Origin of the sequence: Natronorubrum halophilum (assembly GCF_003670115.1) — an archaeon.
Lineage (GTDB): Archaea > Halobacteriota > Halobacteria > Halobacteriales > Natrialbaceae > Natronorubrum > Natronorubrum halophilum.
Map to the genome: position 1 here is coordinate 1,220,935 of NZ_QQTY01000001.1, position 16,067 is coordinate 1,237,001.

16 protein-coding genes are annotated in these 16,067 nt (G+C 65.0%); 11 read left to right on the top strand and 5 right to left on the bottom strand.

Annotated elements, in window-relative coordinates:
* Nucleotides 1-126 precede the first annotated feature (126 nt).
* The 5 genes from DWB23_RS05850 to DWB23_RS05870 all read left to right on the top strand — a co-directional run bounded on the left by DWB23_RS05850 (nucleotide 127) and on the right by DWB23_RS05870 (nucleotide 2,996).
* A complete protein-coding gene (locus tag DWB23_RS05850; protein ID WP_121741832.1) occupies nucleotides 127-1,269 on the top strand; it encodes a helix-turn-helix domain-containing protein in 1,143 nt (380 codons plus the stop codon).
* Between the two features lie 47 nt (nucleotides 1,270-1,316).
* Entirely contained in the window at nucleotides 1,317-1,646 is a 330-nt protein-coding gene (locus DWB23_RS05855) for a HalOD1 output domain-containing protein (RefSeq protein ID WP_121741833.1), read from the top strand.
* 143 nt (nucleotides 1,647-1,789) lie between these two features.
* Nucleotides 1,790-2,257: a bifunctional nuclease family protein gene (locus DWB23_RS05860; protein WP_121741834.1), complete on the top strand. Its 468-nt coding sequence runs from the start codon at nucleotides 1,790-1,792 to the stop codon at nucleotides 2,255-2,257.
* Entirely contained in the window at nucleotides 2,258-2,542 is a 285-nt protein-coding gene (hisE, locus tag DWB23_RS05865) for a phosphoribosyl-ATP diphosphatase (RefSeq protein WP_121741835.1), read from the top strand. It begins immediately after the preceding gene.
* A gap of 106 nt (nucleotides 2,543-2,648) precedes the next feature.
* Nucleotides 2,649-2,996, top strand: a complete 348-nt coding sequence (locus DWB23_RS05870) for a four-helix bundle copper-binding protein (RefSeq protein WP_121741836.1) — start codon at nucleotides 2,649-2,651, stop codon at nucleotides 2,994-2,996.
* Between the two features lie 123 nt (nucleotides 2,997-3,119).
* On the opposite strand, the gene DWB23_RS05875 is transcribed toward DWB23_RS05870, so the two are convergent.
* Nucleotides 3,120-3,530 (bottom strand): DUF5518 domain-containing protein, encoded by a 411-nt coding sequence (locus DWB23_RS05875; protein WP_121741837.1) that lies wholly within the window; start codon nucleotides 3,528-3,530, stop codon nucleotides 3,120-3,122.
* A 167-nt stretch (nucleotides 3,531-3,697) separates the two neighbouring features.
* Nucleotides 3,698-5,884, bottom strand: a complete 2,187-nt coding sequence (locus tag DWB23_RS05880) for a PAS domain-containing sensor histidine kinase (RefSeq protein ID WP_238717355.1) — start codon at nucleotides 5,882-5,884, stop codon at nucleotides 3,698-3,700.
* A 132-nt stretch (nucleotides 5,885-6,016) separates the two neighbouring features.
* Here DWB23_RS05880 and DWB23_RS05885 point away from each other — a divergent pair, with 132 nt between their 5' ends.
* Both DWB23_RS05885 and DWB23_RS05890 read left to right on the top strand, forming a co-directional pair.
* The gene (locus DWB23_RS05885; RefSeq protein ID WP_121741839.1) at nucleotides 6,017-7,060 is read left to right on the top strand and encodes an NOG1 family protein; all 1,044 of its coding nucleotides are present in this window, start codon (nucleotides 6,017-6,019) and stop codon (nucleotides 7,058-7,060) included.
* A gap of 58 nt (nucleotides 7,061-7,118) precedes the next feature.
* A complete protein-coding gene (locus tag DWB23_RS05890; RefSeq protein WP_121741840.1) occupies nucleotides 7,119-7,511 on the top strand; it encodes a hypothetical protein in 393 nt (130 codons plus the stop codon).
* Between the two features lie 122 nt (nucleotides 7,512-7,633).
* Here DWB23_RS05890 and DWB23_RS05895 read toward each other — a convergent pair whose 3' ends face one another.
* Nucleotides 7,634-8,926 carry a TIGR00341 family protein gene (locus tag DWB23_RS05895; RefSeq protein ID WP_121741841.1) on the bottom strand — a complete coding sequence of 431 codons (1,293 nt, stop codon included), beginning with the start codon at nucleotides 8,924-8,926 and terminating at the stop codon, nucleotides 7,634-7,636.
* Between the two features lie 147 nt (nucleotides 8,927-9,073).
* Between DWB23_RS05895 and engB the strand changes: the two genes are divergently transcribed.
* Both engB and DWB23_RS05905 read left to right on the top strand, forming a co-directional pair.
* Nucleotides 9,074-9,691 (top strand): GTP-binding protein EngB, encoded by a 618-nt coding sequence (engB, locus tag DWB23_RS05900; RefSeq protein WP_121741842.1) that lies wholly within the window; start codon nucleotides 9,074-9,076, stop codon nucleotides 9,689-9,691.
* Between the two features lie 309 nt (nucleotides 9,692-10,000).
* Nucleotides 10,001-11,176, top strand: coding sequence for a polysaccharide deacetylase family protein (locus DWB23_RS05905; RefSeq protein WP_121741843.1), 1,176 nt, complete (start codon nucleotides 10,001-10,003; stop codon nucleotides 11,174-11,176).
* A 74-nt stretch (nucleotides 11,177-11,250) separates the two neighbouring features.
* Here the strand turns inward: DWB23_RS05905 and ddh are convergent, their stop codons facing one another.
* Complete coding sequence (gene ddh, locus DWB23_RS05910) at nucleotides 11,251-12,180, bottom strand: D-2-hydroxyacid dehydrogenase (protein ID WP_121741844.1); 930 nt, start codon at nucleotides 12,178-12,180, stop codon at nucleotides 11,251-11,253.
* 448 nt (nucleotides 12,181-12,628) lie between these two features.
* Nucleotides 12,629-14,011, bottom strand: a complete 1,383-nt coding sequence (locus tag DWB23_RS05915) for an NUDIX domain-containing protein (protein ID WP_121741845.1) — start codon at nucleotides 14,009-14,011, stop codon at nucleotides 12,629-12,631.
* 146 nt (nucleotides 14,012-14,157) lie between these two features.
* On the opposite strand from DWB23_RS05915, the gene DWB23_RS05920 reads away from it, so the two are divergent.
* Together DWB23_RS05920 and DWB23_RS05925 are read left to right on the top strand one after the other, a co-directional pair.
* Nucleotides 14,158-14,703: a ribbon-helix-helix protein, CopG family gene (locus tag DWB23_RS05920; protein ID WP_121741846.1), complete on the top strand. Its 546-nt coding sequence runs from the start codon at nucleotides 14,158-14,160 to the stop codon at nucleotides 14,701-14,703.
* Nucleotides 14,704-14,856: 153 nt separating this feature from the next.
* On the top strand, nucleotides 14,857-16,062 hold the full coding sequence (locus DWB23_RS05925; protein ID WP_121741847.1) for an Nramp family divalent metal transporter: 1,206 nt from the start codon (nucleotides 14,857-14,859) through the stop codon (nucleotides 16,060-16,062).
* The last annotated feature ends 5 nt before the right edge of the window (nucleotides 16,063-16,067 follow it).

Here is a 16,067-nt window from a genome sequence, read left to right on the forward strand (position 1 = left end):
ATCCCTCGGGAGTACGCGTACGGAACGGTCGCAGGCGAACCGCGACTCCCCCAGTCGTCGCCGCGGCAGCGAACGGTTTCGTCGGTTCGACGTGGAGCCTCGAGCCATCGAACGGCCGGTGAAACGATGACGGAGCCGCCCCCGGGGGAACTTCGCGACGGCGAACGAACCGGCGATCGGACGGACGCGCCCCAGTGCACACCGCCCAGCGGTCTCGCACAGCGCGTGTTCGACGTGAATCCGGTCAGCGCTATCGTGGTCGATTCGACGGGAGCCATCGTCTTCGCGAACGAACGCGCGTCGGAGACGCTCGGCCTCAGCCGCGAGGAACTCACCAGCGGTGCGTACGATCCGCCCGAGTGGAACGTCTACTACGACGACGGTGCGCCGATCCCCCTGGACGACCACCCCATCACACACGTCTTCGAGACGGGCGAGCGCGAGCTCGGATTCGAACACTGGATCGAACTGTCGGACGGCTCCGAGCGGTGGCTCTCGAGCAACACCTCACCCGTGCTGGACGACGAGGGGGCGGTCGAGTACGTCGTCGTTGCGTTCGAGGACGTAACGGCGCTGAAACGACGCGAGGAGCGGTTGACCAGCGACCACGTTCGACGACTCGAGTTCCGCGCGTCCCAGTCGGCGGTCCCGCCCTCCCTTCGCGTCGACGACGGCGAAACGTGGATCGAGATCGACTCTATCGTCTCGCTGCCGGACGAAACGACCGTCCAGTACATGGGAACGTCGGACCTCTCCGCGAGCGACTTCGTCACCGCCGTCGAAGAGGTCCCCCACTATCTCGACACGCGGTTGCTCAGTTCGATCGACGGCTACAGTCGCATCGAGGCCCACGCGGAATCGACGACGGTATCCTACGTGTTTCAGTCCCTCGGCGGCCGCGCCCGCGCCATCCTCGTCGCTCCCGACGAAGTCCGGTTCCTCGGCGAACTACCGGGCGATGTGGATCCCCGTCTGGCCGCGGAGGGGATCCGACGGTTCCACCCGGAGGCCGAACTGGCGTCCGAGGAACTCGTCTACTCGCCGCACCTGCTGTACGACGTCGTCGCCGACGCGCTCACCGACCGGCAGATCGCGGCGCTCGATTCCGCGTACTTCGGCGGCTACTTCGACACCCCTCGGACCAGTACCGGCGGCGAACTGGCGGATCGGTTCGGCGTCACTCGACAGACCTTCAACCAGCACCTTCGAAAGGCCCAGCAAACCGTCTTCCGGCACCTCTTCGAGAAGTCCGGCGCGGACGCACGCTGACAGGTCAGCGTCACCTCTTACCACGCGGTGTCCTGTATGAGAGAGCAATGAGCAACGATACGACCACATCGAACCCCCCATCTGCCAGCCCGTTCGGAGAGGACAGCGTGGGCCACGATCCCACGACGGGAACGTTTCACGCCCGATTCGACGCGGATCCCGACGCGGTCGTCGTGACGATCGTCGAAACCGTGGCGACGATTACGAACCGCGATCCCATCGACATGACACCGCTTTTCGAGACCGTCGACCCCGAAGCGCTCACCGACCTCGTGGTGTCGAACCGAGCGCAGCCGATCGAAGTCTCGTTTTCGTACGAAGGGTGTCGTGTGACCGTTTCGAGCGACGGAACCGTCGTCGTCGAGAAGTCGACGTAGTAACGCGTCGACGCCTCGTCTCGAGGTGTCGCGACGCGGCCTCGCGTCGACCGGCACCCGACCCCTCGTGTATGCACTCGCAACCGGACGTGCATGCACTCGCGACCGGACGTGTTTTCTTTCCCGCACGCGACGCTAGGGATATGCAGGCTTCCATCGACGCGGTCCGCGTCGCGGGGACGCCACAGGGACCGGTTCCAGTGGTCGTCCTCAGCGTCGACGACGAAGACGACGTCGTCCCGATCTTCATCGGATTCACCGAGGCGACGAGCATCGCCCGTGGCCTCGAGGCCGAAGACATCGGCCGACCGCTGACCCACGATCTGTTGCTCGACGTCATGGAGGAACTGGGGAGCCGAATCGATCGCGTCGTCGTCAACGAGATCAAAGAACGCGACGACGGGCAAGGCGGCACCTACATCGCCGACCTCCACCTCGAGACGCCGAGAGGCGAGACCGTCATCGACGCCCGTCCGAGCGACTCGCTCGCGCTGGCGGCCCGGACGAACGTTCCGATCGAGATCACCGAGGACGTGTTCGAGGACGGCCGAGACGATAGCGAAAAGTTCGAGCAACTCGAGGATATTCGCAACGTACCCGGTGAAATGTAGATGGAAGACACACTCGACGAACTGTTCGCCGTGATCGAGGATCGCAAGGAAACACTCCCCGAGGACTCCTACACCGCCTCGCTGTTTACCCACGAGAAGGGCGAGAACGCGGTGCTTGAGAAACTCGGCGAGGAGACGACCGAACTCGTTCTCGCCGCGAAAGACGACGATCACGACGAGATCGCCTACGAGGCCGCCGACATCGTCTATCACCTGCTCGTGTTGCTCTCGATGAAAGGCGTGTCCCTCGAGGAGTTGGAGGCGGAACTTGAGGCGCGGCGCTGAGAACCGACGGCTGCGGGCGCGGCGTCGGTCCCGTCGGAACCGCCGGCCGTCGCCCTTGCAGTCGCTCGTCAAACTTTGATGGCGGTGTTCACCGTTCGTTCACACGATGGCGCTCCAACAGATCGACCACGCGGACGACCACATGCAAGAGTGTATCGACAACTGTCTCGAGGCCGCCCAGGTCTGCGAGTGGTGTGCCGACGCCTGTCTGGACGAGGGGGAGGAGATGGCCCGTTGCATCCGGCTCTGTCGGGACGTGGCGGATATCGCGGCGCTGCACGCGCGATGGATGGCCCGGAACTCGGGTTACCACCAGGAACTGGGGGAGATCTGTGCGGACCTCTGTGAGGAATGCGCCGAGGAGTGCGCTCAGCACGATCACGAGCACTGTCAGGCGTGCGCGGAGATTCTCCCGAAGTGTGCCGAGAGCTGTCGCGAGATGGCGTCGGCCTGAATCGAGGTAGCCGCGGCTCCCGTCGACGCTACTCCGAGGAACTCGAACCGATTTTTCGGCCTCGAGGTACCGTTTGACAGCGCCGATTCCGTCGTGCCGGTATCTTGCTTCAAGCGCCGACGATCAGTACGTCCCGGGGCCGCTCCGGCGGCGGTCGGATCGATCGGGGTTGAGCACGCCGCCGACGGCACCGGCGATCGCGCTCTCGAGGGCCATCACGAGCGAGACGACGACGGCCACGGCGAGGATCCCGAGCCCAGCCGCACCGGAGACGGCACCACCGATGGGGCCGAGCGTCCACCCGGCGAGGCCGACGACGAGTGCGATGAGCACCCCGGCAACGATTCCGCCGAGCGAACCCGCGAGTAAGCCGTGCCAGAAGCCCCGTCCGAAACCGCCGCCGGCCATGTAGCCGGCGACGAAGCCGCCGATCAGTCCGGCGGCCAGTTGGCCGATTCCGGGGAGGACGAGTCCGAACAGTCCGAGGACGGTCGTGACGAGGAAGCCGACGATGACCGCGCGCCAGTTCGTCATAACCGAGTGTACGCGGACGATGCGGATATACTGTCGGCCGGAACTGGCTGGTCAATCGACATCTGTCGTCCGTCCGAACGCGGGAGCATCGATCCGCTCGCGGCGCTCACAGAGGAACGAGATCTCGAGTTGCAGTGCGACGGTGGATCGAAATACCGAGCGCGATCCTACCGAAGGCCGACGATTTCGAACCTCGCACCGCCATCCTCGCTCTCCCCGATCGAGAGCTCCCAGCCGTGTGCGCCGACGACATCCTGAATGATCTTGAAGCCGAACCGGACGTCGCCATCGGTGGTTCCACCCTCCAGCAACCGATCTCGGTGCTCCGGGTCGATCCCGGGGCCGTCATCCGCGATGTAGAAGCCGCCGTCGATCGAGCCGACGCGAACGGAACAGTCCGTACCGCCGTGTTCGATCGCGTTTCTGAACATGTTCTCGAATAGCTGCCGGAGCCATCTTAGGTCGGCGGTAACCGTCCGGTCGGTCTCGACCTGTAGCGTCGCGTCGCACGTCTCAATCGACGACCACGCCTCGCTGGCCAGACGCTCGAGCGTGGCCGAGTCGAACTCGCTGACCCCCTGACCGGTCCGCGCGAGCGCGAGCAGTCCGTCCATGATCGACAGCGCTCGTTCGATACCCTCCTCGACGTCCAAGAGGTGTGCTACGTCGCCGGTGTCCTGTGCGAGTTCGGTGTACCCCTTCGCGACGGCGAGCGGGTTCCGGAGGTCGTGTGCGATGACGTTCGAAAACTCACCCAACCGCTGGTTTTTCGTCTGGAGCTGTCGTTCCCTGTCGACCCGGTCGATCGTCCCCTGGATCATCGACCCCAAAATCGTCGCGAACTCGAGGTCGTGTTCGTCGAACTCACGAGGTTCGGTCGAAGCGGCGAGTAGTACCCCGTGCTCGCCGAGCGGGACGATGATCTCGCTCGCGATCGCGGTCGGCTCTTCCACTTCCGGATCGGCGTCGACGTTGCCCGACGCGTACAGCTCACCCGTGGTGAACACTCGCCAGGCGACGCTCGCGCTCCCGTTTATCCTCGGCGAGTCGCCGAGTTGCTCGATCAGTTCGTCGGTCATCACAGCCGGTCGGAGCACGTCGTCTCGTTCGTCGGGGACCAGGATAGCGGTGATCGGCTGGTTCAGCACCGATTTCGTGACTGAGACGGCGACCGAGCCGACGGACTCCATCGTTTCGCACTCCAGCAACCGCGGCCCGGCCTGGGCGAGCGCCTGCATGCTCTCTTCGCGCTCCTTGCGCTCGGTGATCTCGGTGGCGATTCCGTAGATCGCGTACGGATCGCCGTCGGCGTCGAACAGCGGCGCTCGGACGTTGAAGAAGACCCGGCGCTTGCCTTGGATCCGGAAATCTTCGACGTACTTGTTCGACTGTCCCTTCTCGAGCACCTCGCGGTCCATCTCGTTGATCTGCTCGACGTTGACCGCCGGATGGAGGTCCTCCGATCGCTTTCCGAGTATCTCCTCACGCGACCGATCGAACAGTTGCTCGAACGCCGGGTTGACGTAGAGATACCGCTGCTCGAGATCCTTCATGTAGACGACTGCCGTCGTGTTGTCGAGAATAACCTGCAACTGATCGCGCGTGCTCCGCAGTTCCTCGATCGTCTTTCCCATCTCCGTGATGTCTCGGGAGATGACCACGAACTCGCGGCCGTCGCGTTCCGTATCGGCGGTGGTGTCGGCTGGAATCGACCGGCCGACTCCCTCGAGGGAGATCCACGATCCGTTTGCGTGTCGAAACCGGAACACTGCACGACCGGTACGGCTCCCTTCGGATGCGACGCCTTCGAAAAAGACCTCCGCAGCGTGGTCCGTGTCGTCCGGGTGAATGTAGTCGAACGCGTACTCGCCGACGAGTTCGTCCTGTTCGTAGCCCAGAATGTCGGAAATAGACGGGCTCAAATACTGGACCACACCGTTTTCGTCGAGAACCGTGACGAGGTCCGACGCGTTTTCGACGAGGCCGGAGAAGTGAGCGGCGCGTTCTCGCACACCCGACAGTACCTCCGCCCGTTCGACCGTTCGGCGGAGACGAGCGACGACGAACGACGGCTCCGCGACGAGTCGGTCCTCGCCCACCCAGTCGTCGACGGGACGCAACTCGGACATCACTCCCTCCTCGAACCCCTCGCCGCGATCAGCGATCACGTAAACGAACGGAACGGCCGGCCACTCCGATCGGATCCGGTCGATCTCCGGCGAGGAGACGCTCTCGTGACAGAGCACGCAGTCGACCGATTCCGTCCGGTCCCAGTCGTCCACGTCCGTCGCGTCCACGACGGTGATCGTCACCTCGCGGCTCTCTCGTTCGAGTGACCGGAGCCGTTTCCTCACTCTGAGATCGCCGGAAACGAAACAACAAACGTGCATGTGCCATCTAAACAGTCGGACGGGATATAATCCCGCGGTGATTTCCGCCGGTACGTAACGAACGACCTTTTATGAGCGGGGGATCTAGTGTCGGGTATGATTTTCGAAGACCTTCCGACAACGCCCACGTCGGAAGAGCTGATCGACAAAGCGTTTTCGCGGGCAGCGCGGGCCGGGAATGCGAAAGGCGGCCTCGAGGCCCAGCAGTCGATGCTCCAGGTGGCGGCCAACATCATTTCAGACAACCTCGAGAACGTGGTCACGGCGTGGCCGGACTTCGAGTACGAGGACGACGTCCACCCCTTCTATTACGAACTCGCGGACGCGATCGTCGACGTCGACGAGCTCCGACAGAGCCTCTCGGAGGTGATGTGGGCCAGCCGCAAGGCCCGCGAGATCCACCAGGAGTACCAGCCAAAGCTGCGCAAGACCGACGTCGATACGGCTCGGAAGTTCAGAAAGCAGGCCTTCGCGCGCCTGGCGGACATCGTCGAGCAGGTCGACGACGAGTTGCTGTACATCAACAAGTCCCGGAACGACCTGCGGGACCTGCCCGAGATCAACCCCGACGAGCCGACGATCGTCGTCGCCGGCTACCCCAACGTCGGCAAGTCCTCGTTCGTCAACGACGTCACGAACGCCCGCGGCGAGACGGCGTCGTACCCCTTTACGACCCGCGGAATCGGCCTCGGCCACTTCGAGGGGGCGGACCTGTCCGCCGAATCGGAGGGGACCGAACGGTCCGCGATGCGTGATCACGTTCGCTACCAGATCGTCGACACGCCGGGCCTGCTCGATCGTCCACCGGCGGAGCGCAACGAGATCGAATCCCAGGCGGTCAGCGCCGTCGAACACCTCGCCGACTGCATGCTCGTCATGCTCGATCCGAGCGCCGAGTGCGGCTACCCGCTCGCCTCCCAACTCGAGCTTCGAGACTCGATCGCCGCCCAGTTCGAGGACGTTCCCGTCCTCACGGTTGCGAACAAGGTCGACCGCACCGACGTGTGGGACGACAGTCTGGCCGACGAGATGAACGCCGACTACACCATGAGCGTCGAAACGGGCGAGGACGTCGAAACGGTTCTCAGGGCGGCCGTCGACGCGATCGACCACAGGCCGAAACTTCCGTTCGAGGAGTAGTCGTGCCGGCGAGCCGTCGAAACCGCGATCGAAGCCAGCGCACGAGTCCACAGCAGCGATGAACGGACCGGGAATCCTCTGGATGCTCCAGACCGCCGTCGGCTTTTCGATGGCCGGGCCGATGTTCTTCCTCGGCCTCGAGTCGCTCCGAACGGGACGGTACACCTGGGCGGTCGGCTACCTGACGCTCGGCGCGCTCGTCCTCTACTTCCCGACGTACCTCGTGAACCGGATCGGCGGGCCGAGAGCCTGGATTCGACGCCGACTGCCTCGCAGGCGGTCGAACTCCGATGCGAGCGCCAGCGCGGCTACGGACGCGGAAGAAACGGCGAACGCAGACGCTGTCCTCGGGACGGGTTCCGAGACCGCGACGGAGTCCGATTCCGACGCCGAACCCGCTTCGGACAGCACCGACGGGCGGACGTCGCGCTTCGACCGGTTTCGTCGGTGATTCGGTCTCGAGCGCATCCCGCCTCGTATCCTGACGATCCCGACCGATCTGTGCCGGACTCGAGGAATCGCTGTCGGAGAGAATCGAACGCCTATGGGTTTCCGGCCGGCGAACGCGCCTCCCTAGCGCTCGGTGATCCCGACGGATCTGATCTCGACCCCCACCGGGTTGTCGGCGTGTCGATTGATCCGCTCGTACAACGTGTCGGCCAGCGCCGGCGATATCTCGCCCTGTGGCCCGCCGATCGTGACGATCACGCGCTCCGGACCGACGAACGGGTAGTCGTCGTCCATGATCACCTCGAACTCGAGGAGTTGGTACTCGGCGAACTCCTCCTGGGAGAGGACCATTTCGGTCTCGATGCGGGCGTTTTCCTCGAAGGTCGCGACGGCGTACGAGGAGTAGGTGATGGCACCGAGAAACATCGCGAAGACGAGGACGATGACGGCCAGACCGATCACCCGCCTGCGGACGCGCTGTTGGGTTTCACCGAGCGAGAACAGGTTCTCCGGGCGGTAGCCGGCCCACCACAGCGTGAGAAGGCCGGCGAGGTTCACCGAGAGGACGTTGACCAACACGAGTGCCGTCGAACCGATCGCAGCCGACGGCTGTCCCCACGCGATGGCGATGCCGGCCGCCGCGGCGGGCGGAATCAACGCCGCCGCGATCATGACGCCGACGAGCGCGACGGACGTCCCCGTCGCGATACTGATGATCCCCGCGACGCCGGCGCCGAGTGCGATCACGAGCGAGAGTAGGTCCGGTGCGAGCCGTTCGGAAATCTCTCCGACCGAACCGATATTGAGTCCCGGCGGGACGATATTCGTCATCCTAACGAGCCAGGCGAAGATGGCCGCTGCACCGATCGCGAGGACGATGCCGACGATCTGGTAGAGCAGACTCTCTTTGAACAGTTCTTCGTCGGCGATCACCGAGCCGACACACAATCCGAGCGCCGGGCCGATCAGCGGCGCGATCACCATCGAACCGACGACGACGGCGGGCGAGTCGAGCAAGAGCCCCGCCGTCGCGACGACGGCGCTGATGACCGTCATGATCGCGTACACCGCGAACGTCGGCGTCAGCGAATCGGCCTCGGCCTCGAGTTCCTGTCTCGAGATCCGATCGGTCGCGACGTCGCCGTTTTCGTACTCCTCGCGGAGCGACTCGAACCGGCGTGAGACGACCGTTTCCGCGTCGACGACGACCGTGTAGGCATCCTCGTCGACGCCCGCCTCGTCCAACTCGTCGAGAACTGGTTCGACCGCCGGTGACGGTAAGGGGAAGTAAACGACGGCGGTGTAGTCTCGATTGCTGTTCTCGTCGGTCAGCACGTAGTCGATTCCGCGCTCCTCGAGTCGCTCGAGGATCAGTTGGCGCTTTCCCGTCGGAACCGTCAGCTGTACGAGCCGCACACGAGTGGCTGAATACCCCCGGGGTCATAACTTGGGGCGCTTTCGCCGGTCTGTCGATCGGTTTCGAGTCGACGAGACGGCGGCTCGAGGGGCGGACGGGCGAGCCGACACGGTGTATATAAACACGGGACGCACCTACGGTGGCGTATGTTCGACACGCGCCCCGACCGAGACGCCGAAGTGGCCCTCGTCGGTCGCTCGAACGTGGGCAAATCGACGCTCATGCGCGAGATAACCGGCCACAGCTTCGACACCGGGGGGAAACCCGGCGTCACCCGCGAACCGAATCACTACGACTGGGCTCCCGAGGACTTCGTCATCACCGACCTGCCCGGTTTCGGCTTCATGAGCGGCGTCCACGAGGACCACCGCGAGGAGATCAAGACGGGAATCGTCCGCTATCTCGAGGAGTACGCCGACAACATCCTCGTCGCGATCCTCGTCGTCGACGGCAAGAGCGTCGTCGACATCATCGACCGCCACTCCGGTCCCGACGAGATCCCCTACGACGTCGAGATGTTTCACTTCCTGCGGGAACTCGGCGTGCCGACCGTCGTCGCCGTCAACAAGATGGACAAGGTCGACGACAGGGACGAGCGGCTGAACGAACTCTGCGACCGCCTCGGCCTGCTCCCGCCGTGGAAACAGTGGCAGGAAACAATCGCCCCGATCACCGCCAAGAACGGACAAATCAGCTCCCTGAACGAGGCCGTCCGCGACCGACTGCACGAGCAACAGCGCGACGACCTGTTCAAGTTTTTCTAACGACCGTTCCCTTTGCGGTCTGCCGTGTTGGTGTCCGCGCCGATCCCGGCACGGGCGACCGAAAGGCGGTGTGGGCGTCGTCGCCCAGTTCCTCGCCGACACGCGACGACGTCGACCGCGGGTACAGACGCTAACCGCTCGCTCTTCTACGATCCGGTTCCCCGCTGTTCGAGCGCTTAACGGTACAATAATAACGGCTACGTGGCTCCGATTCGTATCTATGGATCTCAGCGTGCAGTTTGGATACGCTTCGCCGACGCTCCGACGAGCAGCGCACACGAAACCGGCCGAAGACGGCGGGTGGGAGTGATGGATGAACTGGGGCGACGCGAGGCCTGTCGGCTCGGAGCGGCGGGCGCACTGGCGGTGGCCGGGGTCGGGTCCGGAACCGGATCGGTCGTCGGCTCCACCGGAGCGAGCACCGGCGGTCAGGTCGTGTTCGTCTACGACGATAGCCGGCGCGAGGACTGGACCGACACGTTCCCCATCCACCAGGAGGAGGGCGTCCCCGCCTGCTGTTCGGCCGTCGTCGACTACATCGACACCTCCTGGGGGCTGCTTCCGGAGCACCTTCGAGAGATGGAGGCAGAAGGCTGGGAAATCATGTCGCACACCGCCGGCCACGTCGCGGTCGGGAATCTCTACCTGACGGAGCCCGCCGAATCGGACGACGAACGGCTCTATCTCGACGGCAGCTTCCTCGGTCATCACGAGGGCGAAGAAATCGTGATCAGCGACGGCGATCGGACCGTCGAGAACGCCATCGCCGGCGGCGACCGCGACGAGACCGGGATTTACCTCGACCTCGCGGAACCGGTCGGCGACGCGTTCGACGCGGGCACCGCGTTCGCGCGCTTTAGCGACGATCGCGTCCGCGAGGAGGTCGTCGGTTCGAAAGACGCGCTCGAGGACATGGGCGTCACCGTCGACTCCTTCGTCTCGCCGTTCGGCCGCGGCGAGGGGTTCGCCGACGAACTCATCCGGGATCACTACGCCGCCTTCGCAAACCACAGCGGAAACGGGCTGAACCCGCTCGAGGGGCTCGATCCGCACGAACTCGGACGCTCGAGCATCGACGGACAGTCGGTGAACAGGGGCGAAATCGAGCGCTTCTACGACGACGTCGCCGCGGGCGACCACCTCGGGATCGTGGTCGGACACAGCCAATTCGACGAGACGACGCCCGAGCGCGTCCGATTCGCGATTCAGGAGGCGAAAGCGCGCGACCTCGAGATCGTCACGCTTCGGGAGGCGCTTGCCGACGAATCCGGCGAGAACGGCGCGGGCGACGAGCGCGACGGCGGAACGGGGACGGAATCCGACTCCGACGACGCGGAGTCGCCAGCGACCGACGGCTCGCTCGGCTCGACAGTTCGGGAGAATCGAACGCCCATTCTGGCCGGGTCGGGAATCCTCGCGGCGGCCGGGGTGACGGCTGGGGCCGTCTATCGGCGACGCCAGCAGTCGGACGACGATCGACTGTAACTCGACGCGATTCGGACGGCGGTTGGGGTAATTCGACGCGATTCGGACGACGATGGGGTTAATTCGAGCGCGACTCAGACGACGCGGTTCGTGAGCGCGTCGCCGTCCGCGAGTCGATCCGCGTTTTCGAGGACGATTTCGCCGATGTCGCGGAAGTAGTCCCGCGTGTAGGCCGCACAGTGAGGCGTGACGATCACCTCGTCCATCTCCCACAGCGGGGAGTCCTCGGGCAGCGGTTCCTCCTCGAAGACGTCCAGCGCTGCACCCTTGATGGTGTTCGACTCGAGGGCCTCGATTACCGCCGCCTCGTCCACGACCGGGCCGCGGGCAACGTTGACGAAGTAGGCGTCGTCGCGCATGGCAGCGAACGCCTCGGCGTCGAAGAGGTGGTGCGTCTCGTCGGTCAGCGGCACGGTAACGATGACGAACTCGGCGTCGGCGATAGCCTCGAGTAGTTCGTCGTTCGGATGGATCTCCTCGAAGCCGGGGACCGGGTCGCCCGATCGCCGGACGCCCGTCACACGGACGCCGAGCGCGCCGAGGGTTTCCGCGGCGCCGCGGCCGAGCGTCCCGGTGCCGACGATACAGGCGGTCGTCCCCGGGAGGGTAAACGCCTCGTCCCACTCGGGGCGGTCCCACCGGCGCTGTTGCTGGTCGGCGACGTGATCGTGCAGTCGCCGGGAGAACGCCAGCAGGTACCCTGCGACCGTCTCGCCGACGGTCCGGTCGTGAATCCCCGTACTGTTGGTGAGAACGACGCCGTTGGCCTCGAAGTCGTCGAACGGAAACCGATCGACGCCCGCCTGAATGGAGTGAACCCAGTTCAGGCCGAGGAACGCCTCGCGGTACTCGAGGGTGACGACGGCGTCGCAGGTCCCGATCTCGTCGTCGCCGATGACGTCGACGGGAACCGGAAGTCCCGACAGGAATCCCGCGAGTTCCGACGGCGGAAACACCGCGTCGACCGAATCGTGAACCCCGAGTCGCTCGAGTTCGAATTGCATGGGTGTGGGTACGGACGAACTCGAGTTGAACCTTTCCAGAGAAGACTCGCCTTCGGCATCGTTGCTGGAGTCTGCGTCGGACAAAGGATAGTGTTCATTCGGTGGGCTAACCTTTTGCTCTGCGCTCCCTCGCTGGCGCTCGATCGCTCGGCAAAACGTTGATGAAAAGCACTCCTCCCTCCCCTCCGGGTCGGTCGTCGGCCCGCTCGCTCCCTTCGGTCGCTCGCGGTGAGTGCACCGTTCTTCGCCTCTACTGACAATCGATCCGCGAAGTCGGTCGACTACTGGAACTACTGAGGGGACGGTTCAGAGACGGTGCCGTCGCCGGGTACTTCGAAAGGGCGGCTCAGGAAAAATCCTCGTCACAAGGGGCTCAGAGGGGGTAACAGTTCGTCACAGCCGCCGTCGTCGAGTACGCCCTCGAGGGGTTTCCGTCTATCGCTTCTCGCTACCGATCGCGCCACCCTTCGAACCCGCGTAGCGCTTCGACCACGCCCTCGAGAGCGCCGGGATCGAGTGCCCCGTGCTCGGTGATGAACTCGGTAACGCAATCCGCAGGTGTCACGTCGAACGTCGGGTTCAGCACGTCGATCGACGCCTCCCCGTCGTACACGTCCGAACGAGCGCCGGACTCGAGGTTCGTCTCCTCGCGGGTCGAGAGCTTATCGGTCGCGGCGACGACGGATACCGGAATCCCCTCGCGAGCGGCGGCGAGCGCCAGCGTCCGCGTGCCGGTCTTGTTCACCACGGAGCCGTCGGCGAGCACCGTATCCGCGCCGACCACGACCTGATCGACCTCCTCGCTCGAGAGGACGTGCGCCACAGCGGCGTCGGTGTGGACCGCCACGGGACAGTCGATCGCGTCGTCTGCCGCCAGTTCCTCGGCGACGGCGATCCCCTCCCGCGCCGGCCGGGATTCGGCGACGAACACCCGCGACGGGTCGCCGCCGCGGAGTGCCTCGAGAACGGTCCCCGACCGCGAGAGGGTCGCGATGGCCCCCTCGAGGCGCTCGCTCGCGTTCGTCGCCGCGTCGTCGTCGGCCGACAGCGCGCGATCGATATTCGAGACCGCCGACTCGAGGACGGCCGGTGCGCTGGCGGGTTCGCCATCGGGCGCGGCGTCCGCCGTCGCGTCGGCCATCGCCCGATTGACCCGGTTGCGAAGGACGGCCATCGAGGGTCGAGCCTCGAGTACTCGGCCGGCGAGTTCGGCGAGTTCGTCCCACTCTCCGTCCGGATCCGCTCCCGCGTCGGCGCGCTCCCCGACGAGCAACCCCGCGCGGTCGCGCACCACCTCGAGCGCGCGGATCGACAGGTATGCAGCGCCGTGTTCGTCGTCGGCCGCGATCGATCGGACGGTCGGCGCGACCCGCTCGTAGGCGGTCCACAGCTCGGGGACCGTCTCGCGGTCGCCGTCCGCGTCCCCGCCGCCGAGCAGCATCTCGGTCGGCGCGACCCACTCGAGGGCGTCGTGTTCCTCGCTCAGTTCGACCTCGCGGGTGTCGCAATCGAACAGGAAGGGATGGACGATCCACTCGCGCTCTATATCCGGGTCCTCGAACTGAACCGGTCGACCGGAGCGGACGAACGAAACGGTGTCGCCCGGTTCGAGGCCCGTCTCCTCGCGGATTTCGGCGCGGACCTGCTCGTCGGGATCGCCTTCCGCAAAGCCGGAGACGCCGCCCCACCGGCCGGCGTAGGTGCCGACGGTGTCGCTGCGACGCAACAGCAGTACTTCGCCACGATTTCGAAGGAACGCGGTGACGACGCGGCTCGGTTCGTCCTCGCTCCCGCGGTCGCTTCCGCTTTCGCTCCCCGATCGATCGCTCATACGCGAGCCGACGGTCGGCCGGTGGGAATCGCTTTCGGCTTTCGGGCCCAAATCCGGTCGGTTCGGGGGGTATCGGAGTCGCGACGGACGCTGAGTCGTACGGGACGTGCCGTGAACTATACCCGTCTCGCGTTCCACGTGAGAGCATGACACAGCGCGTAACCGTCTCGCTCGACGAGGACTCGCACGCGGCACTCGAGACGCTGCTGGCCGAGACGGGGAAGGGACAGAGCGAGATCGTCCGCCGCGCGCTCGCCTTCTACGCCGCGAACTTCGAGGCGGCGAGCGGACGGCCGAGCGACAACTTGGAACAGTACTATCAGATGCTCACCTCGGGCGAACACGTGCTGCTGGACGTCGACTTCCTTCACGCCTTTCTCGAGCACTGCTACGCGGGGGACGATCCCGATCCGGCGTTCATCGAGGCGGCCGATCGGGTCTCGGACTATCACGCCCGCGAGTACGCGGCCCGGTTCGACGAGGTCGGCGAACTGCTCGAGTGGCTCTCGTTCTGTGGCTTTCTCGACGTTCGCCGGGAGGAAGACGACGTCTACCACATCGTCTTCCCCTCCGAGGCGATCCGCTGGTTCATGACGCGCTTTATCGAACGCAGTACGGTCGACATGCCGACGGAGATCGACGTCGACCAGGGCGTCTCGAAGGTGATCGTGACCGAACGCTCGAGCGACTGACGTCGACGAAACCACCGCCTCACACGAGTTCATACGAATTCATACGACGATCACCAACTCCGAATCGCAGGTTCGATTCGTATGTCCGGTTCTTAACAACCTTTTTGCCCGCTTCGGAGAGGGTTGTGTGTGGACATACATCATGGGTGTAACATGGGAGTCATAGACCGACTGAAGGCGATCGGGCCGGGCGCGCTGGTTGCGGCAGCGTTCGTCGGTCCGGGAACCGTCACGACCGCGAGCGTCATCGGGGCGGAGTACGCGTACCTGCTCGTGTGGACGATCGCGTTCTCGATCCTGGCGACGATCGTGCTGCAGGAGATGAGCGCGCGACTGGGATTGATTTCGAAGGAAGGACTGGGCGAGGCGTTTCGCGGCGAGTTCTCGAACCCGATCGCGAGGGGCGCGACTATCGCGCTCGTCGTGAGCGCGATCGGCATCGGCACGGCGGCGTTCCAGACGGGGAACATCGTCGGCGGGGCCGCCGGCCTCGCGACGATCACCGGCGTCGGCGAGAACGTCTGGGGGCCAGCGATCGGGCTGGTCGCCGCGGCCTTGCTGTGGTCGGGCAACTACAAGCTGATCGAACGGGTTTTCATCGGTCTCGTCACCGTCATGGGCCTCGCGTTCGTGCTCAACGCGATCATCGTCCGACCCGACCTCGGCGCGCTCGGCGGCGGCCTCGTGCCGACGGTTCCCGAGGGTTCGGCGTATCTGATCGCCGGTCTCGTCGGGACCACCGTCGTCGGCTACAACCTGTTCTTACACGCGAGTACCGTCCAGGAGCGCTGGGACGGCCCCGACGACCTCGCGGAGTGTCGCACCGATACGATCGGAATGATCCTCGTCGGCGGGCTCATCACGACCTCGATCGTCGTCACGGCCGCCGCGGTGTTCCCCGAGGGAACCCAGATCGGCAACGTCGGCGAGATGGCCGACCAGCTCGAGCCGGTCTTCGGCGGCTACGCGCTCACCTTCTTCGCGATCGGACTCTTCGCGGCCGGCTTCACGAGCGCGATGAGCGCGCCGCTGGCGGGAGCGTACGCGACCGCCGGTGTGCTCGGCTGGGAGCACGACCTGAAATCGACTCGATTCCGCGCGATCTGGATGACGATCCTCGGCACCGGCATCGTCTTCTCGGCGCTGGATTACAACCCGGTCGAGGTCATCGTCTTCGCGCAGGTCGCCAACGGCCTGTTGTTGCCGATTCTCGCCGTCTTCCTCATTTACGCGATGAACAACGACGAACTGCTCGGCGAACACACGAACACGACCCTCCAGAACGTCCTCGGCGGGCTCGTCACGCTCGTCGTGGTCGGAATCGGTCTGCAGACGCTCTACGACGTGCTGATCCTCTAAGCGAA